The organism is Achromobacter sp. DH1f, assembly GCF_000633435.1.
GTDB lineage: Bacteria > Pseudomonadota > Gammaproteobacteria > Burkholderiales > Burkholderiaceae_B > Achromobacter > Achromobacter deleyi.
This window is the reverse complement of the sequence record NZ_AYMF01000011.1, coordinates 247,719-272,267: the sequence shown is the minus strand read 5'-3', so window position 1 is coordinate 272,267 and position 24,549 is coordinate 247,719. Positions and strand designations below refer to the sequence as shown.

Annotated in this window: 19 protein-coding genes and 1 other RNA gene; 1 reads left to right on the top strand and 19 read right to left on the bottom strand. The window is 68.8% G+C overall.

The genetic code is table 11. The annotated features are described in order from the left end of the window. Positions 1–33 precede the first annotated feature (33 nt). From U858_RS0112270 to U858_RS0112220, 12 genes are all read right to left on the bottom strand, one after another. Positions 34–828 (bottom strand): ABC transporter permease, encoded by a 795-nt coding sequence (locus U858_RS0112270; protein ID WP_025137451.1) that lies wholly within the window; start codon positions 826–828, stop codon positions 34–36. A 3-nt stretch (positions 829–831) separates the two neighbouring features. Then, on the bottom strand, positions 832–1,641 hold the full coding sequence (locus U858_RS0112265) for an ABC transporter ATP-binding protein (RefSeq protein ID WP_025137450.1): 810 nt from the start codon (positions 1,639–1,641) through the stop codon (positions 832–834). Further along, positions 1,634–2,674 (bottom strand): ABC transporter substrate-binding protein, encoded by a 1,041-nt coding sequence (locus tag U858_RS0112260; protein WP_025137449.1) that lies wholly within the window; start codon positions 2,672–2,674, stop codon positions 1,634–1,636. The genes U858_RS0112265 and U858_RS0112260 overlap by 8 nt, the downstream gene beginning before the upstream one ends. Further along, a complete protein-coding gene (locus U858_RS0112255) occupies positions 2,655–3,944 on the bottom strand; it encodes a CaiB/BaiF CoA-transferase family protein (RefSeq protein ID WP_025137448.1) in 1,290 nt (429 codons plus the stop codon). Before U858_RS0112255 ends, U858_RS0112260 begins: the two co-directional genes overlap by 20 nt. Before the next feature lie 152 nt (positions 3,945–4,096). Beyond that, the gene (gene recR, locus U858_RS0112250; protein WP_025137447.1) at positions 4,097–4,705 is read right to left on the bottom strand and encodes a recombination mediator RecR; all 609 of its coding nucleotides are present in this window, start codon (positions 4,703–4,705) and stop codon (positions 4,097–4,099) included. Positions 4,706–4,772: 67 nt separating this feature from the next. Further along, positions 4,773–5,099: a YbaB/EbfC family nucleoid-associated protein gene (locus U858_RS0112245; protein ID WP_025137446.1), complete on the bottom strand. Its 327-nt coding sequence runs from the start codon at positions 5,097–5,099 to the stop codon at positions 4,773–4,775. Between the two features lie 46 nt (positions 5,100–5,145). Continuing rightward, on the bottom strand, positions 5,146–7,644 hold the full coding sequence (gene dnaX, locus U858_RS0112240; protein ID WP_025137445.1) for a DNA polymerase III subunit gamma/tau: 2,499 nt from the start codon (positions 7,642–7,644) through the stop codon (positions 5,146–5,148). 120 nt (positions 7,645–7,764) lie between these two features. Then, an RNA gene (gene ffs / locus U858_RS34785) (signal recognition particle sRNA small type) lies at positions 7,765–7,862 on the bottom strand. 357 nt (positions 7,863–8,219) lie between these two features. Next, on the bottom strand, positions 8,220–11,819 hold the full coding sequence (locus U858_RS0112235) for an exodeoxyribonuclease V subunit beta (RefSeq protein WP_025137444.1): 3,600 nt from the start codon (positions 11,817–11,819) through the stop codon (positions 8,220–8,222). A 3-nt stretch (positions 11,820–11,822) separates the two neighbouring features. Continuing rightward, complete coding sequence (locus U858_RS0112230; RefSeq protein ID WP_025137443.1) at positions 11,823–14,486, bottom strand: PD-(D/E)XK nuclease family protein; 2,664 nt, start codon at positions 14,484–14,486, stop codon at positions 11,823–11,825. A 58-nt stretch (positions 14,487–14,544) separates the two neighbouring features. After that, positions 14,545–14,712: a hypothetical protein gene (locus U858_RS35910; protein WP_198529717.1), complete on the bottom strand. Its 168-nt coding sequence runs from the start codon at positions 14,710–14,712 to the stop codon at positions 14,545–14,547. Between the two features lie 16 nt (positions 14,713–14,728). Continuing rightward, on the bottom strand, positions 14,729–15,934 hold the full coding sequence (locus U858_RS0112220; RefSeq protein ID WP_025137442.1) for an MFS transporter: 1,206 nt from the start codon (positions 15,932–15,934) through the stop codon (positions 14,729–14,731). Between the two features lie 194 nt (positions 15,935–16,128). Between U858_RS0112220 and U858_RS0112215 the strand changes: the two genes are divergently transcribed. Continuing rightward, on the top strand, positions 16,129–17,082 hold the full coding sequence (locus U858_RS0112215; RefSeq protein ID WP_025137441.1) for a nitronate monooxygenase family protein: 954 nt from the start codon (positions 16,129–16,131) through the stop codon (positions 17,080–17,082). 49 nt (positions 17,083–17,131) lie between these two features. On the opposite strand, the gene U858_RS0112210 is transcribed toward U858_RS0112215, so the two are convergent. The 7 genes from U858_RS0112210 to U858_RS0112180 all read right to left on the bottom strand — a co-directional run bounded on the left by U858_RS0112210 (position 17,132) and on the right by U858_RS0112180 (position 24,214). Further along, positions 17,132–18,100, bottom strand: a complete 969-nt coding sequence (locus U858_RS0112210) for a tripartite tricarboxylate transporter substrate binding protein (RefSeq protein ID WP_025137440.1) — start codon at positions 18,098–18,100, stop codon at positions 17,132–17,134. A 114-nt stretch (positions 18,101–18,214) separates the two neighbouring features. Continuing rightward, on the bottom strand, positions 18,215–19,411 hold the full coding sequence (locus U858_RS0112205) for a CaiB/BaiF CoA-transferase family protein (RefSeq protein ID WP_025137439.1): 1,197 nt from the start codon (positions 19,409–19,411) through the stop codon (positions 18,215–18,217). Continuing rightward, positions 19,408–20,142: an enoyl-CoA hydratase/isomerase family protein gene (locus tag U858_RS0112200; RefSeq protein ID WP_025137438.1), complete on the bottom strand. Its 735-nt coding sequence runs from the start codon at positions 20,140–20,142 to the stop codon at positions 19,408–19,410. Before U858_RS0112200 ends, U858_RS0112205 begins: the two co-directional genes overlap by 4 nt. Positions 20,143–20,225: 83 nt before the next feature. Beyond that, on the bottom strand, positions 20,226–20,762 hold the full coding sequence (locus U858_RS0112195; RefSeq protein ID WP_025137437.1) for a MarR family winged helix-turn-helix transcriptional regulator: 537 nt from the start codon (positions 20,760–20,762) through the stop codon (positions 20,226–20,228). Between the two features lie 88 nt (positions 20,763–20,850). Next, positions 20,851–21,795 (bottom strand): hydroxymethylglutaryl-CoA lyase, encoded by a 945-nt coding sequence (locus U858_RS0112190; RefSeq protein ID WP_025137436.1) that lies wholly within the window; start codon positions 21,793–21,795, stop codon positions 20,851–20,853. Next, positions 21,792–23,453, bottom strand: coding sequence for an AMP-binding protein (locus tag U858_RS0112185; protein ID WP_025137435.1), 1,662 nt, complete (start codon positions 23,451–23,453; stop codon positions 21,792–21,794). The genes U858_RS0112190 and U858_RS0112185 overlap by 4 nt, the downstream gene beginning before the upstream one ends. Continuing rightward, entirely contained in the window at positions 23,450–24,214 is a 765-nt protein-coding gene (locus U858_RS0112180; protein WP_025137434.1) for an enoyl-CoA hydratase/isomerase family protein, read from the bottom strand. Before U858_RS0112180 ends, U858_RS0112185 begins: the two co-directional genes overlap by 4 nt. Positions 24,215–24,549: the final 335 nt, after the last annotated feature.

Genomic DNA, 24,549 nt, shown 5'->3' with positions numbered 1-24,549 from the left:
GGCTTTTTCATGGGCGTCGCGTCATTCAGCCGATCAGAGCTTTTCGGTTTCCCCTGACTTCGGCTGCCACTTCATCAGCCGCTTTTCGCCGATGCCGACGATGTAGTCCAGCACCAGCGCGAACGCCGTCAGGACCACGATGCCGGCGAACACGGTATTGACGTCGAACGTGCCTTCGGCCTGCAGGATCAGGTAGCCCACGCCGCTGGCCGAGCCCAGGTATTCGCCCACCACCGCGCCCACGAAGGCCAGGCCCACCGAGGTATGCAGGCTGGAGAACACCCAGCTGGTGGCAGACGGCAGGTAGACGTGGCGCAGCAGTTGGCGCTGGCGCGCGCCCAGCATGCGGGCGTTGTCCAGCAGGGTCGGGCTGACTTCACGCACGCCCTGGTAGACGTTGAAGAAGACGATGAAGAACACCAGCGTCACGGCCAGCGCGACCTTGGACCAGATGCCCAGCCCGAACCACATGCCGAAGATCGGCGCCAGGATCACGCGCGGCATCGAGTTGGCCGCCTTGATGTAAGGGTCCAGGATGGCGCTGGCGCGCGGCGACAGGCCCAGCCAGAGACCGAATGCCAGGCCCGCGATGGTGCCGATGAAGAACGCCAGCACCGTTTCGGTCAACGTGACCCACAAGTGGGTGTAGATGTCGGCGTTGGTGACGAACCACGCCCAGATGCGGCCCCAGACCTTCAGGGGTTCACCGAAGAAGAAGGCAACCTTGGAATCGCGCGAGGCGATATGCCAGGCGCCCAGGATGATGACCAGCAGCAGCAACTGCCAGAAGCGCAGGCTGGCGGAACCGGGTTTGAACGACTTGGACATAGGTCAGGCCCGCTTCTGTTGGGCATAGCCCTTGAGCACTTCTTCACGCAGCACGGCCCAGATGGCCGCGTGCAGTTCGACGAAGCGCGGGTTGTTGCGCACTTCGGCCACGTCGCGCGGGCGCGGCAGGTCGATCGTGAACTCGCCGATGGGATGCGTGCCCGGCCCGGCCGACAGCACCACGACGCGGTCGCTCATGGCGATGGCCTCGTCCAGGTCGTGCGTGATGAAGAGCACGGCCTTGCGCTTGGCCATCCACAGGTCGAGCACCTCGTTTTCCATCAGCTGGCGCGTCTGGATGTCGAGCGCGGAGAACGGTTCGTCCATCAGGATGATGTCGGGGTCGCGGATCAGGGTCTGGGCCAGCATGGCGCGCTTGCGCATGCCGCCGGACATCTGGTGCGGATAGCGGCCCTCGAAGCCGCCCAGGCCCACGCGGCGCATCCATTCGCGGCCGCGTTCCTGGGCTTCGGCGCGCGGCACGCCGGCAAAGTCCAGCCCGGCCACGACGTTGTCCAGCGCGCTGCGCCACGGCAGCAGGGCCTCGCCCTGGAACATGTAGCCGGCCCGCGAGTTGATGCCGGACAGCGGCTGGCCGAACACTAACACCCGCCCCGACGACGGCGCCAGCAGGCCGGCGCTGACGTTGAGCAAGGTGGACTTGCCGCAGCCCGTGGGGCCCACCACCGACACGAACTCGCCTGGCGCGATGGCCAGGGTCGTGTCGCTGACGGCGGTGTAGCGCTGCGAGCGGTCGTCGCGGGAGACAAAGGTGCAGCTGATGTTTTCCAGCGAAAGCGCGGCTTCAGCCATTGGGGTATTTCTCGTTGGCGCGGCGCGCGAAGTCGTTGGTCCAGACCTTGGAGGCGTCGATCTTGGCCCCGTCGAAGTCCGCCTGGTAGGCGGCCAGGGCCTTGAGCGCGGTGGCGGCGCCGTCTTCGGGGATCAGGCCGTCGGGCGACAGGCCTTCCAGGCTCTTGCCGATGGCGGCCTTGTAGACGGCCGGATCACCCAGCAGATAGGTTTCGGGCACGACCTTGGCGATCTCGTCGGGACCGGCCTTCTGGATCCATTTGTCGGCGCGCACCAGGGCGTTGGTCAACGCCTGGACGGTGTTCGGGTTGGCGTCGATGAACGCCTGCGGCGCATACAGGCAGCCGGCCGGCATGTTGCCGCCGAAGATGTCCTGGGTGTCCTTGAGGGTGCGCGTGTCGACGATGATCTGGATGTCGCCCGGCATCTCCAGCATCGACACCACGGGGTCGGTGTTGGAGATGGCGTCGATCTGGCCGCTGCGCAGCGCCGTGACGGCTCCTGCGCCGGCGCCCACGCCGATGATGGACACGTCGGACGCCTTCAGGCCGTGCTTGGCCAGGAAGAAGCTGACCACCATGTTGGTGGACGAGCCCGGCGCGGTCACGCCGATCTTCTTGCCCTTGAGGTCGGCCGGGCCCTTGTAGTTGGGCATGTTCTTCTTGGACACGCCCACGCCGATCATCGGCGCGCGGCCCTGCAACACGAAGGCGCGGTAGAACTGGCCCTTGGACTGCATGGCCAGCGTGTGCTCGAACGCGCCCGACACCACGTCGGCGCTGCCGCCCACGACCGCCTGCAGGGCCTTGGAGCCGCCGGCGAAGTCGGCGATCGACACGTCCAGGCCTTCGTCCTTGAAGTAGCCACGGGCCTCGGCGATGGACAGCGGGAGGTAGTAGATCAGGGGTTTGCCGCCCACGGCGATCTGGACCTTGGTCTTCTCCAGCTTCTGGGCGCGCACGATGGCGGGGGCCATGCCCATGACGCCGGCGGCGCCGGCCATCTTGAGCAAATCACGACGTGTGACTGACATGTGTTGTCTCCTTGGGATCAGGTCTACCGATAGCGCCAGTCTGCGCCAGCTTGTCGATAGCCGCTGAATCATACCCCAGCGATTTCAGGACTTCCTCGGTATGTTCCCCTAATTCGGGGCCTATCCAGCGGGTGCCGCCGGGGGTCTCGGAAAGCTTGGGCACCACCGCCGGCAGCTTGACCGGACGGCCGTCGGCGAACTGATGCTGCTCGATCATGCGCCGCGCCAGGAACTGTGGATCGGTGAACATGTCGGCCACGCTGTAGATCTTGCCGACCGGCACGTCGGCCGCCTTCAGGGTGTTCAGCGCCTCGTCAATTTCTCGGCCGCCGCACCAGGCCTGGATGGCGCCGTCGATCTCGTCCACGCGCCGGGCGCGGCCATCATTGCGGACCAGGTCCGGGTCCGTGGCCAGGTCGTCGCGGCCGATGGCCCGCATCAAGCGGTGAAAGATCGCGTCGCCATTGCCGGCGATGACGACGTTCTGGCCATCGCGGGTGGTGTAGGTATTGGACGGCACGATGCCGGGCAGCGCGCCGCCGGTGCGTTCGCGCACCACGCCGGCCACGTCGTACTCGGGCACCAGGCTTTCCATCATGTTGAAGACCGCCTCGTACAGCGCCACGTCGACCATCTGGCCCTGGCCGGCGCGGCAGGCCTCGCCCGTCTGGCCATTCCAGCGGCCGCCGGTGGCATCGCGATGGCGCAGCGCCATCATCGCGCCGATGACACCGTGCAGCGCCGCGATCGAGTCGCCGATCGAGATGCCCACGCGCAGCGGCGGCCGGTCGGGATGGCCCGACACGTAACGCAGCCCGCCCATGGATTCGCCGATGGCGCCGAAGCCCGGCTGGTCTTTCATCGGGCCGGTCTGGCCATAGCCCGACAGGCGCACCATGATCAGGGCGGGGTTGATGGCGCGCAGCTGCTCGAAGCCCAAACCCCATTTTTCCAGCACGCCGGGGCGGTAGTTCTCGACCACGACGTCGGCGTCCAGCGCCAGCTTGCGAGCGATCTCGCGGGCGTCGGGGTGCTTCAGGTTGAGCGCGATGGATTGCTTGTTTCGGGCCTGTACCGTCCACCACAGCGAATTGCCTTCGTGCAGATGGCGCCAGCTGCGGATGGGGTCGCCGCCGCCCGTGCCGTCGGGGCCGTGCGGGGTTTCGACCTTGATGACGTCGGCGCCGAATTCGCCGAAGATGCGCGCGGCGAACGGCCCGGCGATGAGCGTGCCGAGTTCCAGGACCTTCAGTCCGGTCAGGGCTGACATGATGGGTGTCTTCCTCGTGGGGTCCGCGCCGTACGTGCGTCGCGGATCGATTTTGCGAGCGGTACAGGATACCCTGCCCCGCTCTGCTGCCCCAAGGAAAGTGCGCGCCCCATGGACGACGCAACGCGCGCAGCCAAGGCTGCGCGGGGAATTCAGGTGGTCTTGCGTTCCATCAGCGCCCAGGCGATGGTGCCGGCGTCGACGTATTCAAGTTCGCTGCCCGCGGGCACGCCGCGCGCCAGGCGCGTCACGCGCAGGCCGCGCTCGCCCAGGGCTTCACCCAGGAAATGCGCCGTGGTCTCGCCTTCGGCCGTGAAGTTGGTGGCCAGGATGACCTCTTGCACCACCCCGTCGGTGGCCCGCCGGATGACGCGGTCGAAATCCAGTTCGCGCGGCCCGATGCCCTCCAGCGGCGCGACTCGGCCCATCAGCACGTAGTACAGGCCACGGTAGCCGTGGCTGGACTCGATCATGTTCTGGTCGGCGGGCGTCTCGACGATGCACAGCAGGGAAGGATCGCGCTTGGGATTGGCGCAGGTGGCGCACACGTCTTCTTCGGCGAAGCTGTTGCAACGCGAGCAATGACGCAGGTCGTGCACCGCGCCGGCCAACGCCCGCCCCAGCATGTCGGCCCCCTGGGGGTCGTGCTGCAGCAGGTGATAGGCCATGCGCCGGGCCGAGCGTACGCCCACGCCAGGCAGGCGCCGCAGGGCCTCGATCAACGAGACGAGCGGTTCGGGTTCGGGCAGTAGTGGATCCATGGCGCGGCGAAATCTTGCGGGCGGCAATGGCCGCGCCGCGGGGTGCGGCGCCGGCCTGGGCGTTCGATCAGAACGGCAGCTTCATGCCCGGGGGCAGCGGCATGCCGGCGGTGACGGACGCCATCTTTTCCTGGGAGGTGGCTTCGGCCTTGCGCAGCGCGTCGTTGAACGCAGCGGCAACCAGGTCTTCGAGCATGTCCTTGTCGTCGGCCAGCAGCGAGGGATCGATCTCGACGCGCTTGACGTCGTGACGGCAGGACATGGTGACCTTGACCAGGCCGCCGCCCGCGGCGCCTTCGACCTGGATTTCAGCCAGCGCGTCTTGCGCCTTCTTCATGTTTTCCTGCATCTGCTGCGCCTGGCGCATCAGGCCGGCCAGTTGTCCTTTCATCATGATCGAGTTTCCTTGAACGAGGGGAATAAGGGGATTTGCCGGCGCCTCAGGCGGCGGCGGAAGGGGGGTCGACGTGGCGGATCGAACCGGCCACGACATAGCCGCCGAAATCGGACAGCAGCGCCTGCACGAACGGGTCGACGGCGACCGCGTCTTCGGCGGCCTGCTGGCGCGCCGCGCGCTCGGCCTGGGCCACGGCGTGGGCCGTGGCTTCGCCAACGGCGCCGACGTCCACGTCCAGGCGGATGCCCTGGCCGAAATGTTCGCACAGCACGGTTTGCAGGCGCACGCGGCTTTCGCTTTCGGCCAGCGTCCTGACCGCCACGCGCAGGATGACGGCATCGCCCTGCACGCCGGCCCATTCGCTTTGGCGGGCCAGTTCGGCGGCCAGCCCGGTCACAGGCAGGCGCGCGGCCAGCTCGGGCCAGGCGGCAGAGGTCATGTCGGTGATGCGGGCGCGCGTCTGGCGCTTGCGCGCCGGGGCGGCGCCGTCACGCCGGGCGGGCGCGGGCGACGGCACGGGGGCCGCCGACGGCGCGCTGGCCAGGGTTTCGAAGTCGTCGTCGGGATCCGACGTGAAACCGCCGTCCGGCACGAAACCTCCTTCGGCTTCGAAGGGAATTTCTTCGTCGACCCAGGACGGGGGGCCTTCGCTGTCGTCCGCCGCGGCGGCGGCGGCGGGCGCGACGGCGGCAGCGGCCGGCGTCACGGCGAGCGGTGCGGATTTGGTGGCGACGGGCATTCCGGCGGCGGGCGATCCGGCGACGGGCGATCCGGCGGCAGGCGAACCCGCGGCCGGCGGCGATGCCGGCGAGTCCGTTGCCGCATTCGCGGGAGCAGACGGTTGCGCAGGCGCGGCCGGCGCGACGGATTGCGCCGAGGCGTCAGCGGGAATTTCTTCCCAGGGCGGGATGCCCGCCGACGGCGCTTGCGCAGCGGCTGCCGGGTTCGCAGCGGCGGCTGCGGCGGCAACTGGAGCGACGGCCGATGCGGCGGCTGCGGGGCTTGCGGCAGGTTCGTCTGCCACGCTGGCGACCTGCACCGGAGCAGTCGGGGCCGAGACAGGGGCCGGCGCGGGCGTCGCCGCGGCGGCCTGGGCAACCGGTGCATGCGCCGCATCGGGCTGCGCCGTCGGGGGCGGATTCGTGGCGGCCTGGGCGGCCGGCGCTTGCCCGACGGACGCTTGCGCGGCCCGAGCTTGAGCGACGGCGGGTGCCTGATCGACGGGCGCCTGATCGACGGGCACCTGAACTTCGGGTGCCTGAACAACGGCGGCTTGCGCAACGGGCGACGGTGCCACCGCAGCGGGCGCCGCGGCTTGCACGGCAGGCGCCGCCGCCGACGACGACGCGGTCGTAGCTGTGACCGGCGCAGCCGGCGCCGGCTGCGCGGCCGCCGTGACCGGCTCTGCCGTCTGGCGGGCCGGCGTGGCGGGCGCCTCAAGGGCCGTCTGCGGACCGGCGTCGCCATTGAGCGCCAGCATGCGCAGGCAGGCCATGATGAAACCGGCGTACTCGTCCGGTGCCAGTGTCAGTTCGCCGCGGCTGTGCACCGCTACGGAATAGAACAGTTGCACGGCGTCGGGATGCAGGACCTGCGCCAGGCGGGCGATGTCGGCCGCCAGGGGATCCTCGGCGGGCATCGCGCCGGTCACGCGCTGCTCGATGGCCACGCGCGACAGCAGCACGGCCAGGTCGGCCAGCGCGCCGGCATACGACAGGCCGCGCGTCGCCAGTTCGTCGGCCACGGCCAGCACGCTCTTGGCATCGCCGGCAGACAGGGCGTCGAGCAGGCGCACCAGGTGACGCTGGTCGATCGTGCCGAGCATGCCGCGCACGGCGTCTTCGGTGAGATTGCCGGCGCTGTAGGCGATGGCCTGGTCGGTCAGGGACAGCGCGTCGCGCATGGAGCCGGACGCGGCCTGGCCGATGAGACGCAGCGCGGGGACTTCAAAGCCGACTTGCTCTTCGCCCAGCACCGCCTGCAAGTGGCCCACGATGGAGTCGGCCGGCATCTGCTTCAGGTTGAATTGCAGGCAGCGCGACAGCACCGTGACCGGAATCTTCTGCGGGTCGGTGGTGGCAAGAATGAATTTGACGTGCGGCGGCGGCTCTTCCAGCGTCTTGAGCATCGCGTTGAACGCGTGCCCGGTCAGCATGTGCACTTCGTCGATCATGTAGACCTTGAAGCGGCCCGCGCCCGGCGCGTAGACGGCCTGCTCCAGCAATTGGGTCATTTCCTCGACGCCGCGGTTGGACGCCGCGTCCAGCTCGAGGTAGTCGACGAACCGCCCGGCATCGATCTCGGTACACGCGCGACAGACGCCGCAAGGCTTCGAGGTGATGCCGGTTTCACAGTTGAGGGATTTGGCCAGGATGCGCGACAGCGTGGTCTTGCCGACGCCGCGGGTGCCGGTGAACAGCCAGGCATGGTGCAGGCGCTGGGTGTCGAGCGCATGCGTCAGCGCGCGCACCACGTGATCCTGTCCCACGAGGGTTTCGAACGATCGCGGCCGCCACTTGCGGGCCAGTACCAGATAAGTCATGGCGGGATTGTAGAGCCTTTGCAAGAGCCTAAGCGATGGCCGGCATGAAATGCAAAGGGGACGGAATCATCTTCCGGGGAATCCCCCTTGGAAAACAACCCCGTCCCCTTTGAGAAACCGGTTGGCGAGCCTTACTCCGGCACTGACCCTAAACGACTATGGCTGCTTCGTTCCCGACCTGACCAGGTTCACCGTCGAACCATGCGAAGGGGCCCGCCAATCAAGATTCTAGCAGAGCTTCGCGTTGCTCGCTTGCTAGCCTCTTGATTGGCGGGCCCCAGGGGGCTGTAGGGGGGCCCCCTCCCCGGCCCTCCCCCCGAGGGGGAGGGAGATAGGACTTTGCTTCGCTTGTCCTTTTGGCTCGCTTCGCTTTGCCTTGCTTGCTTGCTCGCTCGCTTTGCTTGCCTTGCCTTGCTTGCTTGCTCGTTTTGCTTGCCTTGCCTTGCCTGCTTGCCTTGTTTCTTGGCTGGCTTTGTTTGCCTGGTTGAGAGTGTGGCTGCTTGTCTTGTGGCGTGCTGGCTTCGGTTTGTCTTCTTTTGGTTGTAGCGCGGTGTATTGGGTGTGGAGTGGCTGACTTAGGGGGGTGGGGTCAGGTCTATCCAGGCTTTGGCGCGGGGGAAGTAGAGGGCGGCGCGGGCGGGGCGGCCGTCCAGGGCGGTGACTTGGGCGCAGTAGCGCAGGAGTTGGTCGCCGTGGCGTTGGCGCATGCGTTGGGCGAAGGCGGGGGGGGATTCGTTGGGTTGGGGGCGGCCGGTTTTGTAGTCGACGATCAGCCAGCCGTCTTCGGTGCTCAGGGCCAGGTCGATGACCGAGACTTTGCCGGCGGCGTCGATCAGGGGCCATTCGCGGCGGGCGCCGGATTGGGACAGGAGCCAGAGGCCGCGGTCGTCGGACAGGGTGGCTTGCAGGGTGTCCAGCACGGCTTCGGAGGCGGCGTCGGCCTGGCTGGCGGGGATGCCGGCGCGGGTCAGTTGGCGGCGCATGGCGGATAGGCGGCCAGCCAGTGCTTCGGCGGGCCAGGCGGCGACGCCGTCTTGGCCGATGCGGGCCAGCCATGCGTGGGCCAGCGTGCCGATGGCGGCGTCGTAGCCGGATTCGAGTTGCCAGGCGGGATGCTCGCCGCTGTCGCCCCAGGCGCCGCGCGCGGCGGCGGCGAAGCCGGGGCTGATGGCGATGTCTGCCTGGCGCGACAGGTGTGCCAGGCCGGTCGTGTCGATACGGCGCAGGGGTTCGCCCTGCCACTCGGGGCCGTCTTCGGGCGGTGCGGCGGTGTCCTCGCTCGTCGACGGGGGCACGGGCGGGGTCAGGCAGGGCCACAGGCGGCCCAGCAGGCTGGCCGATGACGGGGTCTTGGGCTGGCCGCTGGCCTCGTCGATCGAGACGTGGCCCACCAAGTGCAGGCGCTTGCGGGCGCGGGTGGCGGCCACATACAGCAGGCGGTCGATTTCGTAGGAGGCGCGGCGCGCTTCGCGGGCGCCCAGGTAGCGCGACACCGGGTCGGCTTCGGTTTCGGCGCGGGCCTTGACCGGGCCGAACAGCACGCGGCCGCCGCTTTGCTCGAAGCGCACCAGCGGCGGTTGGTCGCCGCGCGGCGCGCGGTGCAGGCCGTACAGGATGACCGTGTCGAACTGCAGGCCCTTGGACTTGTGCATGGTCATGATTTCGACCGCGGCTTCTTCGTCGGCCGCGTCGGGTGCGGCAAACAGGCGGGCGATGCCGGCGTCCAGCGCGGCCGGGTCGATGGCGCCGTGGGGCGCCAGACGTTCGACCAGTTGGAACAGGCTTTCGGCGTCGGTGGCCACCGAGGGGCCGCTGTACAGCGCCGGACCGCCCAGGCGGCGCCAGAGCGTTTCGACCCAGGCCGCGAACGGCATGGCGCCGGATGCGTTGCGCGTATCCAGCAGCACCATCGCCACCTGGCGCAGGCGGGCGTATTCGTCCGCGCGCAAGAGCGTCTGCGCCAAGGGCGTCGCCGGTGTGTCGGCGGATGGGTCCCCTTGCGGCGGGGCCTCGGTGTCGTCGAACAGCGATCCGTGGGGCGCGGCATCGGTGTGATCGAACAGCGATCCTTGGGGCGCGATATTGGGGTGATCGAACAGCGCCCCCTGTTGCGCGACGTCGGTGCGATCGGACCGCTTGCCTTGAGGCAAGCCGGCGGCGGCATCGAAGCCCGCTGGGGCCGTCTTGGCCGGCACGATGCGCAGCGCGCGTTCCAGCAGCACCGGCACCGGCGTGACGTGGTCGGCGCCGAACAGGCGTTGCAGTGATTCCAGTGTCAGGCCGCAATACGGCGCACGCAGCACCGACAGCCAGGCCAGCCGGTCGCCGGGGTGCGACAAGGCGCGCACCAGTTGCACCAGGTCGGCCACGACCGGCCGCAGGGCCAGCGGCACCAGGTCGACGGCGCGGCAGCGGATGCCTTCCTGCGCCAGCCGGCGCGTCAGGTTGCCCAGGTGGCTGCGGGCCCGCACCAGGACCGCGACGGGGTGCTTGCTGCCGGCGTTTTCCGCCAGCGCCTGGCACACCAGGCCCACGGCGATGTCTTCGGCCTGTTCTTCAGCGGGGGCCGCGCCAGCGCGCGACCAGGCGGGATGAAAGCGTACGGCCGGGTCCGGCAGGGCCTCGTGGAACGCGCTGGACGGGCTGTACTTGATGGCGCCCGCGGCGGCATCGCTGCGCTTGGGCAGCAGTTGCGCGAAGGACTGGTTGACCCAGTCGACGATGCCGGCTTGCGAGCGGAAGTTGTCGGTCAGGTTGAGAAAGTCGGGTTGCAGTTCGCCCACGCCCTGTTCAGCCACTTCCAGGAACAGTCCGACTTCCGCCTTGCGGAAGCGATAGATGGACTGCATCGGGTCGCCCACCAGGAACAGGCTGCGGCCGTCGCCCTGCTGCCAGCCGGACGTGAGGGTGGACAACAGATCCAGCTGCGTCTGGCTGGTGTCCTGGAACTCGTCGATGAGCAGGTGCCGGATGGAGGCGTCCAGCTTCAGCAGCAGTTCGCCGGGATCGTCGGCGCTGCCCAGCGCGGCGGCGGCGCGCTGCGAGATTTCGATGAAGTCGACCTCGCCCGTGTCGGCAAACCGCAGGCGCAGTTGCGCAACGGCCAGGGCCAGCGTCATCAGCTGCGCGCCCAGCACTTCCCATTGGGCGTCGGAGAAATGCGGCGCGGGGATGTCGCGCACGGCGGCCAGGCGCCGCACCCAGGCGGCGTCGGGGTCGGCGCTTTCCAGCCAGGCCACGAAGGGTTCCTTGTGGGCGCACTTGGCCGGAAAGCCCAGGTTCTTGTTGACGGTCTTGCGCAGCGTGCCGGTACCGGTCAGCAGCAGGTGCGCCACGGCGCGCCACTGGTCCAGTACCTCGGCATCGGCGGGCAGTTCGTCGGTCCAGTCGAGCAGCGCGGCCAACTTGTTGTCGTCGTCGCTGTCTTGCAACTGCGTGGCGGCCAGGCGGGCCGGCCCCGACAGGGCGTCGGCCCAGCCAAAGGGCATGGCCTCGCACAGGGCGTCGAGATCTTCGCCGATGGCCTCGGCCAGGGTGGCCTCAAGGGCCTCGCGGTCGGAACCGTGACGCAGCAGCGGCAGCCATTGATCGCGCTGGCCCAGCATGGCGGCGATGGCTTCCTTGGCGGCTTGCACATCCACGTCCAAATGGCGCAGCAGGATGCGCACGGCGTCGTAGCCGTCGGCCAGGTCGAGCGTGGCGCGTGCCGCGGCTTCGTAGTGCGCGCGCGCGTCGTCGGTGATTTCGGGCATGCCGCCCAATTCGGACAGCCACGGCATGCTGCGGACCAGGCCCGCACAGAACGAATCGATGGTGCGGATGGCCAGGCGCGCCGGATGATCCAGCAGATGCCAGCCCAGTTCGTCGTTGCGCGCCAGCGCGGCGCGGGCCAGGTCCCAACTGCGGCGCTCGTGCGCGGCGTCGGGCGGGGCATCCAGGCCGCGGCGCAGCTTGCTGAGCACGCGCGCATGCATTTCGGACGCGGCCTTGCGCGTGAAGGTGATGGCGACGATTTCTTCCGGGCGGTTCACCGTGGCCAGCAGCGCCAGGATACGGTCGGTGAGCAGTTCGGTCTTGCCCGAGCCCGCAGGGGCCTGCACCAGGAAAGAGCGCGCGGGGTCCAGCGCGGCCGCGCGCGCGGCGTGGTCCTGGGGCTGGCGTTCTGTATCGGCCATGGCTCAGGCGTCCTCGTCATCCAGGTGCAAGCGCAGGAACGGCAGCGCATCGCAGTATTTCAGATCATCGCGGCGGTACGCCACGTTGGCGGCGTAGCCCGCCACATATTCGTCCGCCAGCGATTCGATGGCGCTGCGCCAGCGCTGGCGGATGTCGGGCCAGGTCAGGCCGTCGAAGTATTTGCTGTCGGCGGCCAGGGTGATGCCGGGCATGCCGAGATCTTCGTCGGCCAGGCCCTGCGCCGCCACCTGGCGCGCGTGGATCTGGGCCAGCACCAGGCCGGCGACCTCGCCGCCCGCGGCGTCGGCCAGTACCGACGCGTAGAACGGCAACTGCACGTTCACGGGGCGGCTGCGCGACCAGTCCGGTTCGGGTTTGGCGGCGGCCACGCCGGTCTTGTAGTCGACGATGACATTGCGGCCGTCGGCCAGGGCATCGATGCGGTCCAGCCGCAGTTTCAGGTGCAGCGCGCCATGGTGCCACTCGTGGTTTTTCTCGACCTGCGCCACGGCAAATGGCAGGCGCTGGGCTTCCATGTCGAGCCACGACGCCAGCACGATCAGGGCCCGCGCGCATTCCAGTGCCTTGAGCGCAGGCGCGTATTCCTTGAGTTCTTCGTCGGCGGCCTGCGCCACCGCCTGTTCCAGCAGCGCGGGCAGGCGGCCGGAGGCCAGCGTGTCGTGCAGCGCGTCTTGATCGGGCAGCATGCCCCACACCAGTTCCAACGCCTTGTGCAGGAACTGGCCGCGCACGTTCACCGTGGCGGCGTCGGCATACGGCGCCAGTTCGCGCCCGCCCAGCCGGTGCCGCACAAACGCCCAGAGCGGATTGCGGGCCTGGGTGTCGAGCACGTCCAGGCCGCCGCCGCCGCGATCATCGGGCGCCAACGGCGGGCCTTGCGCGTCGTCCAGGGATTCCTGGGGCAGCGCGGCGATGCCAGGCACAGGCGCGGGCGCCCAGTCGGTGGGCTGCGCCGCCGCGATCAGGGGCGACGGCCGCAGTTCGCGTTCGCCGTCCATGCGGGCATGGCTGACGATGAGGGCAGGCGCGCAGCGGCACAGTGCGGCATACATGCCTTCGGCCCATTCGCGTTCGCGTTCGGGGGTGGCCCGCGGCGCCTTGGCCTGGCGCAGCACCGCCAGCGGCAACAGCGGATTGGGCTTGGGCGAAGCAGGCAGCACGTCGTCGGTCAGGCCCAGCATCCAGACGCCGTCCCAGAAGCCGCCTTCGGCTTCCAGCAGGCCCAGCACGTCCAGCCGCGCCAGGGGATCGCGCTGCGGCTGGAACGAGGCCGACCGCGCCACGCTTTGCAGCAGGTTGACTGCCGCCACGCCGCCCAGCTTGCCCGCCGCGGGCGCCAGCGCCGAGAAACTGGCCAGCGCATCGCCCAGCGCACCCAGCACCTGGTAGCCAACGCTGTCCAGCACGCCTTCGCCGGGAAAGCCCAGCGCCGTCAGGGCGGCCTTCATGCGCAGCATCCAGACATCGCAGGATGCGCGGTTGCCGCCCTGCGTCCAGATGTCCATGGCCTGGCCCCAGGCCTGTGCCAGGGGCGGCACCACGGCCAGCTGCTTGCGCCATTCGGCCGCGGCGACGTGCACCTGGCCGCGGCGGCGCCAGCGCGCATCGATCGCGGCCAGCCGGGCACGTTCGCTGACATCGCCCGCGCAGTGACCCGTCAGCAGGGCTGCGCCCAGGATGTCGACGCCGCAGCCCTTGCCGGCCGCGCATTCGGCCAGCGCCCGCAGCCAGGCCAGCGCGGCGCGCGCCAGGGGCCATTCGTTCAGCGGCCGGCCCACCGCGACGTTGAACGCAAACGCGGGTTCGCCGCCCCGGCCGGCCAATGCCTGGCTGAGTATGCGGCGTGCGAACGGCGATTCGGCTTCGAGTTGCGGCGAGACGATGGCGTAGCGGCCATGAGGATGCTGCTTGAGCTGGCTGGCCGCCCATTCAGCCGCGGCGCGCCATTCGGCCCCCTGGTCGGGCGCTTCGTAGCGTTGCGGCGTGGCCGGCGCGCGCTGCGCGTCGCGCCATTGGGCGATCAGGCAGCCCTGTTCTTCAAAGGCTTGCAGCAGGCGGCGAAAACGCGGCGACAGATCGGTAAAGCCCGCCAGCACCAGATGCCCCGGCGTGGCCAGGCGGCCGTCTTCCAGCGCACGCAAGACCCGGGCGTAGCCCTGGTTGGCGTCTTCGGCATCGATGGCGGCCAAGACCTTGCGATAGCGCTGGCGCCAGCGCGCGAACCCGCGGTATTCGTCGGTGTCGGCGCCGGACGGCACTTGCAGCGCCCATTCGTCCATGAGCAGGTCGGCGTCCATCGACAGGCGTGCGGCCTGGCTGGCGTCGAGCAGCACGCGTTCGGCCTCTTCGGCGCGGATGGCCTCGGTCCAGACCAATTGGGTGGCGAAGCTGTCCAGCCGGTAGGCGGGCACGCCTTCGTCGGCCTCGAACGCCAGTTCGTTGGCGGATTCGGCCAGCCAGGCGGACAGGGGCAGGATGCGGGGCAGTTCGCTGACCTGACGCTCTTGGCGCAGCAAGCCGGCCAGCTCGAGCGTGAGCCGGCGCGACAGGCGGTTGTTGACCGTGAGCACGAGCATGTCGGCGGCGGGCAGGCCGCCGATGTCGGGCAAGCCGAGGTCGGGATAGGAAAGCGGTGTGTCCTGCATGGAAGGCGAAGAAGAATTCACCGCCGTAGGATACCGCGAGCCGACCCCTTCTACATGGCTAAAAACCGCACAGTGAGGCCAGGTTTTCCCAGTGGATCTGCATCTCGGGCGTGGTGTAGCCCCAGAAGGCCAGGCCCAGCACCAGCGCCAGCGCGGTCCAGCCGGCCACGCGCCAGCCGGTGTGGCGTCTGGGCGAAGCGGGCGGCGAGGCTGGCGTGGGATTCATGGCGGACTCGGGGTGATTACGCGGACGCCGCAGCCGGTTGCGTCACCGGCTGCTCGCGCACCGGCAGGCACAGCAACGCGGCCACCACCGCCAGCACCACGCCCAGCCACCAGACCAGGTCGTAGTTGCCGGTCGTGGCATAGGCATAGCCGCCCAGCCACACGCCGATGAAACTGCCCAACTGGTGGCCCAGGAACACGATGCCGGACAACGTGGCCGCATAACGCAGGCCGTAGATCTGCCCGATCAGCCCCTGGGTCAGCGGCACGGTGCCCAGCCAGAACAGGCCCATCCAGGCGGCAAAGGCATACAGCACCCAAGGCGACAGCGGCATCCACAACAACAGCAGGATGCCGAAGGCACGCATGCCGTAGACCACCGCCAGGAGACGCTTCTTGCTGTACTTGCCGCCCAGCTTGCCGGCGTAGAACGAGCCCAGCACATTGAACAGACCGATCAATGCCACGGCCGTGGCGCCCTGGCCTGGCGTCAGGCCGCCGTCGGTGACGTAGGCCGGCAGGTTCAGCGTGATGAAGGCCGTGTGGAAGCCGCAGACGAAATAGCTCCAGAACAGGAAATGGAACGACGGGTGGCGCACGGCCTGGCGCACCGCGGCCGCCAGCGATTGCTGCGGTCCGCCTTGAGCTTGCGGGCGGCCGCGCAGGAAATACGCCAGCGGCGCAGCGCAGGCCACGAACAACGACAGCACCCACAGCGCACCCGGCCAGTCCAGCCCGGAGATCAGCACCTGGCCGGTCGGCACCACGGCAAACTGGCCCAGCGAACCGCCCGCGCTGGCGATGCCCATGGCCGTGCTGCGGTAGGCCGGCGGCACGGCGCGGGCCACCACCGGCAGGATCACCGGGAACGTGGTGCCCGCCTGGCCCAGCCCGACCAGCACGCCCGCGCTGAGGTACAGCGTGGCCTCGTCGGTGGCGAAACGCGTGCCGATCATGCCCAGCATGTACAGCACGGCGCCCAGCGCGATGGTGCGGCCGGACCCATAGCGGTCGGCCAGGATGCCCATGAAGATACAGGCCACGCCCCAGACCAGGTTCTGCAGCGCGAAGGCCATGGAGAAAACGTCGCGGCCCCAGCCATGGGCCAGTCCCATCGGCTGCATGAACAGGCCGAAGGTGGCGCGCACACCCATGGCCAGAAGCACGACCAGAGTGCCCAAAACGAGGGTGCGCACGGAAAGCGTATCGGTATTGCCAGACATGATTGTTCTTATTGATGAAGAGAAACGCCCCCTCCTCGGGACGGTCCAGCCGCAGGCCGGACCTTCACATGATAATCAAATCGCCTCGCCGCTCAGGCAATAACCGCGTCGCCATGATTGCCGCGCGGCATCGAATATAGTTGATTTTATCAACCAAATATTCCAGAATGGGATTTTCCCCAGGCAAGACGACCATGACTCTGCAGACCCCGCTGACCCGCTTGCTCGGCACGCGCTATCCGATCATCCAGGGCGGCATGAGCTGGGCCTCGTCCAATGCGGCGCTGGCGCTGGCGGTATCGCGCGCCGGCGGGCTGGGCGTGATCGCCGCCGGCCCGATGTACCCCGACGTGCTGCGCGCCGCCATCCGCGACGTGCGCAACGGCACCGATGCGCCCTTCGCCGTCAACATTCCGCTGTACAACAAGCGCGCGCAGGAACACATGGACATCGCCATCGGCGAAGGCGTGCCGGTCATCATTGCGTCCCAGGGCGGCCCGCAGAAGCACATTGGCCGGGCGCGCGAAGCGGGCATCAAGTGGTTGCAGGTCATTGCCAGCCCCGAGCATGCGGCCAAGGCGCAGGCGGCGGGCGTGGACGCCGTGATCGCCGTGGGCCTGGAAGCCGGCGGCCACCCCGGTCCGGACGAGATCGGCCTGCAAGTGCTGGTGCGCGCGGTGGTGCGCCGTGTGACGGTACCGGTGGTGGCGGCTGGCGGCATCGCCGACGGCGCGGGCATCGCCGCGGCGCTGTGCCTGGGCGCGGCAGGCGCGCAATTGGGTACCCGTTTCCTGTTGACGCCCGAAGCGGGCGTCTGCGACGCCTACAAAGACGCCGTGCTGGCGGCCGGCGTGGCCGACACGACTTTGGTGGGCCGCGGCCGTTCGCCGGTACGCATGCTGCGCAACGCCTTCGCACACGACTACCTGGCCGCCGAACGCGGCGGCGACGCCACCGCGCTGGACGCGATGTTTGCGGCAAGCTCGCTGAAACAGGCCGCCTTCGACGGCGACGTGCAAGGCGGCAAGGTCGAGGCCGGACAAAGCGCCGGGTTGATCGACAGCCTGCAACCGGCAGGCGCCGTCGTGGAACAACTGGTGGCTGAAACTCGCGAGGCGCTCAAGCGCGTGGCGGCGTTGGCGGGATGAACGAGAAGGGGCCGCCCAAGGCGGCCCCTGCCCTGCCGACTTTGCTCGATTACTTCTTCATCAACCCCGCTGCCTGCACCAGCTTGTGCATGGCGGTCTGGTCTTTTTCCACGAATGCCGTGGCTTCCTGCGGCGTCATGTTCCAGAGATCCACGCCCTGCGCCTGCATCAGCTTGGCGTATTCGGGATTGGCATTCACCTTGGCCACCGCGTCGTTCAGGCGTTGCAGCACCTCGGGCGGCGTGCCCTTGGGCGCGGCCAGGCTGTACCAGGACGCGGATTCGGCGCCCTTCACGCCGGATTCGGCCAGGGTCGGCACGTCGGGCAACAGCGGCGAACGCTTGTCGTTGGCGTACGCCAGCGCCTTCAGGCGGCCGCTGCGGATGAACTGCAGGCTGGCGGCCAGGTTCAGCACGGCCATGTCCACCTGCCCGCCCACCAGGTCATTGATGGCCGGCGCCGCGCCGCTGTAGGGAATGTGGACGATGTCCACGCCCGCGCGTTCGCGGAACAGCTCGGCGCCCAGGTGCGGCGAGCTGCCCGGGCCGGCCGAGGCGTAGTTGATGCGGCCGGGCTCCTTGCGCGCCATGGCGATCAGTTGCTCGATGTTTTCTGCCTTCAGCGTGGGCCGTACCACCAGCATGTTGGGCTGGTTGGCGACGATGGACACGAAGGCGAAGTCCTTGATGCCGTCGTACGGCGTCTGCTGCATGAGCGGGGTGACCACATGCGCGGCAGACGTGCCCAACAGCAACGTGTAGCCGTCGGGCTTGGCGCGGGCGACGAAGTTGGCGCCGATGGCTGCGCCGCCGCCCGCCTTGTTCTCGACGATGACAGTCTTGCCCAGCTGCTTTTCCAGCTCGCGCGCCAGGGCCCGGCCCAGCACGTCGGCGGGGCCGCCCGCGGCATAGGGGTTGACCAGCGTGATCGGTTGCGAGGGATACGAATCGGCCGCGACGGCCGAGGCGCTTAACGCGCCCGCCGCCGCGACGCATAACAGGCGCTGCAGAATCTTCATGGGTTGTCTCCTGGAATATTGTTTTTTTGGGGGTTGAATCAGGCAAGGCCCGGGGCGTCATGCCCCAAGGCCTCGATGCCTGTTGAAACGGAATACGCGCCTGGCACGGCAGCCCTAGATCGCGCCCTGCGCGCGCAAGGCTTCGATCTGCGCGGACGACAGGCCCAGCCGCCCGCCCAGCACGCTGTCGGTGTGCTCGCCGAGCAAGGGCGGGCGCTCCAGCCGCGGATCGTCAAAACCGTCGAACTTGAACGGCACCGGCACGGCACCGAAGCGGCCGATGGACGGATGGTCGTAGCTGCCCACCATGCCGCGCGCCAACACGTGTTCGTTGTGCAGGATCTCTTCCACATCCAGGATCGGCCCGGCCGGCACGCCGCGCGCATCGCAACGGCGGCACAGTTCGTCGCGGGTCAGCCGGGCCGCGGCGGCCGACAGGCCGGCCATGACTTTTTCGCGGCGCGCCACGCGCACGGCGTTCTTTGCCAGGTCCGGGTCTTCGGCCCACTGCGGCAATTCCAGCGCTTCGCACAGCGGCTTCCAGTGCTGGTCGCTGCCGGTGATCTGGACCCAGCGGCCATCGCCGCATTCGAACGCGGCGGACGGCACCCGCCCCGGGTGCTCGGTGCCCAGCCGCGGCGGCACTTCGCCCAGCGCGAAATAGCGCGCGGCGGCCAGCGACAGCAGGCCCACCTGGCCATCGAGCATCGAGAAGTCGATATGGCAGCCCTGGCCCGAACGGGCTCGTCCCACCAGCGCCGACAGGATGCCGATGGCGGCCCACAGGCCCGACGTCAGGTCGCTGACCGGCAGGCCCGGCTTGACCGGGCCGCCGCCGCGTTCGCCCGTCAGGCTCATGATGCCGCCCATGGCCTGGAACACCGTGTCGTAGCCCTTGCGCGGCGCGTACGGCCCGGTCATGCCGAAGCCGGTGCACGAGAAATAGATCAGGCCGGGGTTGTCGGGCGCAATGTGGTCGCGGTCCAGGCCGTACTTCGCCAGTGTGCCCACGGGAAAATTCTCGACCACGACATCGCAGGTCTGCGCCAGGCGCCGGATCACGGCCTGGCCTTCGGGATGGCGAAAATTCACCGTGACCGACTGCTTGCTGCGATTGAAGGCCAGGTAGTAGGCCGATTCCGATCCGCCTTCGCCCTGCACTTTCGGCTCGAAGCTGCGCGTTTCGTCGCCGCCGCCGGGTTGCTCGACCTTGATCACATCGGCCCCCAGTTCGGCCAGGATCATCGACGCAAACGGGCAGGCCAGCACGCGCGACAGGTCCAGGATGGTGACCCCTTCCAGCGGCCTCATCGCACCGCTCCCTGGCGAAAGCCCCGCATGATGACGTTGGCGTCGCGACCCACGCCCAGCGCCTCGGCCAGGCCCAGGTCGGCCGTGCGGTGGAATGCGCGCTTGGTCAGCCCCATGGCCGCCGGCTCCCAGCCGGCCAGGCGCTGCGCCATGGCCAACGCCTGATCCAGTACCTGCGCGGCGGGCGCGACACGGTTGGCGATGCCCAGCGCCTGGGCCCGGGCGCCGTCGATCGGCTCGGCCATCGCCACCAGCTCAAAGGCATGCTTGCGGCCCACCTGGCGCACCAGGTTGGCCATGACCACGGCGGCCACGATGCCGTGGCGCAACTCGGGATAGCCGAAGCGCACGTCGTCGGCCATCACCGTCAGGTCGCAGGCCAGCGCCAGGCCGGCGCCCCCGCCCAGCGCGTTGCCGTGCACCGCGCCCACCACCGGCTTGGCCATGCGCGAGAACACCAGGTGCAGGTCTGTCGTGAGGTCGGCGCGGCGCAGCACGGCATCAGGTTGCTCCGGCGTCAGGGCCGAGAATTCCGTGGTGTCGGCGCCAGCGCAGAACGACTTGCCGTTGCCCGTCAGCACCACCGCGCGCACCGCGGCGTCCTGGTCTGCCTGCCGCAACGCATCCAGCAGCGCCATGGTCAACGCGGTGTTGAGCGCGTTGTGTTTTTCCGGGCGGTTCAACCGCAGCAGCCGGACGGCCCCCAGGTCTTCGATGATCAGTTCCGACATCACGGATATCCTTTGCCAATGGCGACTTGCAAATTAATTGATTAAATCAACAATATAGGTAAAAAAAGGCGCGCGCCCCGCGCTCAGCGCGGTTGCACGCCACGGCCGCGACGCGCGGGCACTTCCGCCTTGCACTCGTTCAGCATGTCCAGCGCGTGGCCCGTCAGTTTGTCCAGCATGCGTTCCATGGCGTCGCGCTCGGCCTGCGTCAGCACCGACAGCATGGCCTCGTTGCGATCGACCGCCGCCGGGAACATCTCGTCGTACAGTGCGCGGCCCGCGCGCGTCAGATCCAGGCTGACACCGCGGCCATCCTGGCTGTCGGCGCTGCGCTGGATCAGGCCGCGCTCGATCAATTCGGACACGGTGCGGCTGGCCTGGCTCTTGTCGATGTTGGCCTCGCGCGCCACGGTGTTCAGCGACATGTCCGGCGCCGCGCCGAGCAGCGCGATGATGCGCCATTCGCGCGGCCCCACGCCGTAGCGGCTTTCGTTCAGGCCCGCGGCGATGCGGCTGGACACATAGGCCAGGCGGTTCAGGCGGTACGAGAACAGTTCCTTGAGCGCTTGCGGGGCGGGGCGCGCGGCGGTGGCAGGCTTGGATGCGGTTCGGGTGGCCATGGCGAGACTCGTCAAATGCAGGGGAATACGGGGCGCGCACGGGGTGCGCGTTGCTGCCCGCATGATATACAAATGCGGCGCGCGGCCATCACGCGACCCCCGCGGCGGCGATCAGCGGATTGAACCCGCTTTGGGCCACCCGGCTGTGCAATGCACGCCCCAGCACATCCTGGCAGTGCTGTGACACCGCGGGCAACGCCTGCAGGTCCAGCCCCGTGCGCACGCCCATGGATTCGAACAGGTTGACCAGGTCTTCGGTGGCGACGTTGCCGGTATGGCCGCCGCCGTAACGCACCTTGGCCGGGTGGCCACCGACCCCGCCGAAGGCGCAGTCGAAATACCTGACGCCCGCGTCCAGCGCGGCCACGTAATTGACCAGGCCGGTGCCGCGCGTGTCGTGAAAGTGCGCCACCGGCGTCACCTCGGGCGTCTCGCGCGCCATGCGGCCATACAGCGCCCGCACCGAGGCCGGCGTGGCCATGCCGGTGGTGTCGCCCAAGGTCACGATGCCCACGCCCAGGGCCGCGAAACGGCGCACGTCCGCCATCACCGCGTCCGGATCGACGGCGCCTTCGAAGGGGCAGCCGAACGCCACCGAGATCGTGCCGATCAGGCGAAAGCGGCCATCGGCCAGCCGTGCCATTTCGGCAATGTTGTCCCATTGCGCGGCGCGGTCGCGCTTGAGGTTGCGCGCCGAATGCGACTCGCTGGCCGAGACCAGCAGGCTGATTTCGTTGGCGCCGATGCCGGCGTCCAGATCGGTCAGCGCGCGTTGCACCGCGCGGGCGTTGGCGCAGGTAGCCTTGTACCAGGCGCGATCCCGTCGCGGCAGCGCGGCCAGCAGCTCGGTCGCGTCCGCGAACTGCGGCACGACCTTGGGGTTGGAGTACGAGGTGGCTTCGACCCGCTCGAACCCCAGCGCGGCGAAGCGGTCGATGAGGCCCGCCTTGACGTCCGTTGCGATGAAGTCGGGTTCGTGCTGCAAGCCGTCACGCGCGAAGCATTCGCACAGCACCACGTCGCGCGCGCTCATGATTGCGGCTCCAGCCCGAACAGCGCCACCGCGTGCGCGCGCAGCTTGTTCTTCTGCACCTTGGAACTGCCCGTCATGCCGATGTGTTCGAAGCTGTCCACGATCTCGACATAGCGCGGCACCTTGAAGTTGGCGCAGCGCGCCTTGCACCAGGCGGTCAGCTCGGCCGCGGTGCAGTCCTGCCCGTCCTTGAGCAGCACGAACGCGGCGGGCACTTCGCCCAGGCGCGCGTCGGGCACACCGACGACCTGCGCCATGCGCACCGCCGGATGGCCGTGCAGGGTTTCTTCGACCTCGGCCGGCGCGACGTTTTCGCCGCCCACGCGGAACATGTCCTTCAGGCGGCCCACCATGCGCAGGCGGCCCGAGGCGTCCATCTCGCCCAGGTCGCCGGTGCTGAGCCAGCCGTCCGGGCCCAGCGCGCGCGCCGTGGCCTCGGGCATGTTGTAGTAGCCCTTCATCACGCTCCAGCCACGCGCCTGGATCTCGCCGGGTTCGCCCGCCGGCAGCGGCTGGCCGGTGCCGGGGTCCACCACCCGCACCTGCATGCCGGGATGCGGCAGCGCCCAGCCCATGGCGCGCAGTTCGAACGGGTCGTCAAACGAAGACAGCGTGATGTTCGGCGACGCTTCGGACTGGCCGTATGCGTTGCAGATGCCGGGCACGCCCATCACGTCGCGGATCTTCTGCATGACCTGCGGCCCCGCCGCCGCCCAGCCGCCGCGCAGGTGGATGCGGCTGCGGTCGAAGTCCGGATGGCCCATCAACATCAGGAAGATGGTGTCGTTGCCGGACGTCAGCGTGCAGCGTTCTTCATCCAGCATGCGCAGCGCGTCGGCCACGTCGAACTTGGGCAGCGTGAGCAGGCAGCAGCCGGTCATCAGGCTGACCAGGATCGACAGCGTGGTGCCGGCCACATGGAAGTACGGCCGGATGCTGAAGTAGCGGTCGTCGGGCCGCACGCCGATGCGCTGCGCCGCAGCCCAGGCGTTGGTCAACATGTTGGCGTGCGTCAGCATCACGCCTTTGGGAAACGAGGTCGTGCCGGAGGTGTACTGGATCAGCAGGACGTCGTCGGGCGTGACTTCGCGCTGGCGGGCGGCGAGTTCGGCGTCGTCGGAGGGAGAGGCGGCGTAGCCGGCTCCGGGATGGCCCGCACCGGGATGGCCCGCCCCAATGAACCCCTCCCAGGGTTGGGCGCCGGGAGGGCAGCGCTCGCCCAGCACCACCACGCGCCGCAGCCGTGGCAGCCGCGTCCCGGGCAACGCGCTGTTCAACGCCGGCTCGACCTGCGTCAGCAAATCCAGGAAATCAATGCCCAGGAACGTGTCCGCCGTCAGCAGCAGCGTCACGTCGGCCTGCTTCAGGCAGAACTCCAATTCATCGGTCTTGAAGCGCGTGTTGACCGGCACGGTCACCGCCCCGAGCATGGCGCAGGCGTAGAAGATCTGCACCCACGTGCCGCCGTTGCCCAGCAGCACGCCCACATGATCGCCGCGGCGCACGCCGGCCGCCAACAAGGCGCGCGCGATGCGTTGCGCGCCGTCGTGCAGTTCGGCCCACGTCAGGCGTTCGCCCGGCGCCACGAAGGCTTCTGCCGTCGCGCGCTCGGCCACCTGGCGCGCCAGCGCCTGCGATAGCGTCATCGGGGCGATCATGCTTGGTCTCCTGCGCCGCCAAAGCCGGCGATGGCCTGCTTCCAGTCGGTGCCGCGCAGGTTTTCCTCGATGGCCAGCAGTTCGATCGCCATCGCGCCTTCGCGTGTGGTCGCCAGGCCCTGGTCGATGCTGCGCTTGGTCAGCCGCACAGTCAGCGGCGCGGCGCGAGCGATAGCCGCGGCCATGGCGGCGGCTTCGCTGGCCAGCGCATCGGGTGCGTAGACGTGATTGACCAGGCCGATCTCGCGCGCCTCGGCCGCATCGAAACGGCGACCGGTGAACAGCAGTTCCTTCGCCAGGCGCGCGCCGGCAATGCGCGGCAGCCGCTGCGTGGCGCCCACCGTGCCCCAACCCACTTCGGGATAGCAGAACACCGCCTCGGACGAGGCCAGCACGAAGTCACACGCGCCGGCGATCTCGCAGCCCGAGCCGAACGCCGCGCCCTGCACCACGGCGATCACCGGCTGCGGCATGCGCTCGATGGCGCCATACGCGGCAAAGCCCTGCACCCGCCGCGCCGTCATCTCGGCGTTCGACATGGTCTTGCGCTCTTTCAGGTCGGCGCCCGCGCAAAAGGCGGAGCCCGCCGCGTTGATCAGCACCACGTGCGCGGTCGGCTCGGCCGCCAGCCACTGCATGGCCTGCACCAATTCGGCGCACATGAGGGAATTGAGCGCATTGCGGCTGTCGGGCCGGTTCAGCGTCACCGTGGCGACACGGTCCTGCACGTCCAGCAAGATCGTGTGGAAAGTCGGGGTCATGCCTCACTCCTGGATGTTCTAGGTATGGGGCCGAACGCTGGGCATCGCCTGCCGCGTGGTCCGGCCGTGGCAGTCAATATAGGGCATATAGTTGATTAAATCCACTACTTTTCCGCAAGCAGGATGTCTCGACCGAGGCAGGCCCGCAGGTTGCGGCAGTGGGCACCGCAGGCCACCTGGGAACGGCTTGCGGCACCTGATAGACTTGCGCCCTGCTTCGGGTCAAGGCGCCTGCTATTGGTGATACACTTGCGCCCCGGGTCTTTCCCTGCAATATCAAGGCACTAGAACGCATACCTCAGTGATGCGCGGGCTTTGACGCAGCACATGGACCG

Bases quoted from the DNA above. Each gene is read 5' to 3' on its own strand.
- U858_RS0112205 (WP_025137439.1), bottom strand. From the start codon at position 19,411: ATGAGGCCGCTGGAAGGGGTCACCATCCTGGACCTGTCGCGCGTGCTG.
- dnaX (WP_025137445.1), bottom strand. From the start codon at position 7,644: ATGACTTATCTGGTACTGGCCCGCAAGTGGCGGCCGCGATCGTTCGAA.
- U858_RS0112210 (WP_025137440.1), bottom strand. From the start codon at position 18,100: ATGAAGATTCTGCAGCGCCTGTTATGCGTCGCGGCGGCGGGCGCGTTA.
- U858_RS0112190 (WP_025137436.1), bottom strand. From the start codon at position 21,795: ATGAGCGCGCGCGACGTGGTGCTGTGCGAATGCTTCGCGCGTGACGGC.
- U858_RS0112255 (WP_025137448.1), bottom strand. From the start codon at position 3,944: ATGTCAGCCCTGACCGGACTGAAGGTCCTGGAACTCGGCACGCTCATC.
- U858_RS0112235 (WP_025137444.1), bottom strand. From the start codon at position 11,819: ATGGCCGATACAGAACGCCAGCCCCAGGACCACGCCGCGCGCGCGGCC.
- U858_RS0112270 (WP_025137451.1), bottom strand. From the start codon at position 828: ATGTCCAAGTCGTTCAAACCCGGTTCCGCCAGCCTGCGCTTCTGGCAG.
- U858_RS0112180 (WP_025137434.1), bottom strand. From the start codon at position 24,214: ATGACCCCGACTTTCCACACGATCTTGCTGGACGTGCAGGACCGTGTC.
- U858_RS0112230 (WP_025137443.1), bottom strand. From the start codon at position 14,486: ATGCAGGACACACCGCTTTCCTATCCCGACCTCGGCTTGCCCGACATC.
- U858_RS0112200 (WP_025137438.1), bottom strand. From the start codon at position 20,142: ATGTCGGAACTGATCATCGAAGACCTGGGGGCCGTCCGGCTGCTGCGG.
- U858_RS0112260 (WP_025137449.1), bottom strand. From the start codon at position 2,674: ATGTCAGTCACACGTCGTGATTTGCTCAAGATGGCCGGCGCCGCCGGC.
- recR (WP_025137447.1), bottom strand. From the start codon at position 4,705: ATGGATCCACTACTGCCCGAACCCGAACCGCTCGTCTCGTTGATCGAG.
- U858_RS35910 (WP_198529717.1), bottom strand. From the start codon at position 14,712: ATGAATCCCACGCCAGCCTCGCCGCCCGCTTCGCCCAGACGCCACACC.
- U858_RS0112265 (WP_025137450.1), bottom strand. From the start codon at position 1,641: ATGGCTGAAGCCGCGCTTTCGCTGGAAAACATCAGCTGCACCTTTGTC.
- U858_RS0112245 (WP_025137446.1), bottom strand. From the start codon at position 5,099: ATGATGAAAGGACAACTGGCCGGCCTGATGCGCCAGGCGCAGCAGATG.
- U858_RS0112215 (WP_025137441.1), top strand. From the start codon at position 16,129: ATGACTCTGCAGACCCCGCTGACCCGCTTGCTCGGCACGCGCTATCCG.
- U858_RS0112220 (WP_025137442.1), bottom strand. From the start codon at position 15,934: ATGTCTGGCAATACCGATACGCTTTCCGTGCGCACCCTCGTTTTGGGC.
- U858_RS0112185 (WP_025137435.1), bottom strand. From the start codon at position 23,453: ATGATCGCCCCGATGACGCTATCGCAGGCGCTGGCGCGCCAGGTGGCC.
- U858_RS0112195 (WP_025137437.1), bottom strand. From the start codon at position 20,762: ATGGCCACCCGAACCGCATCCAAGCCTGCCACCGCCGCGCGCCCCGCC.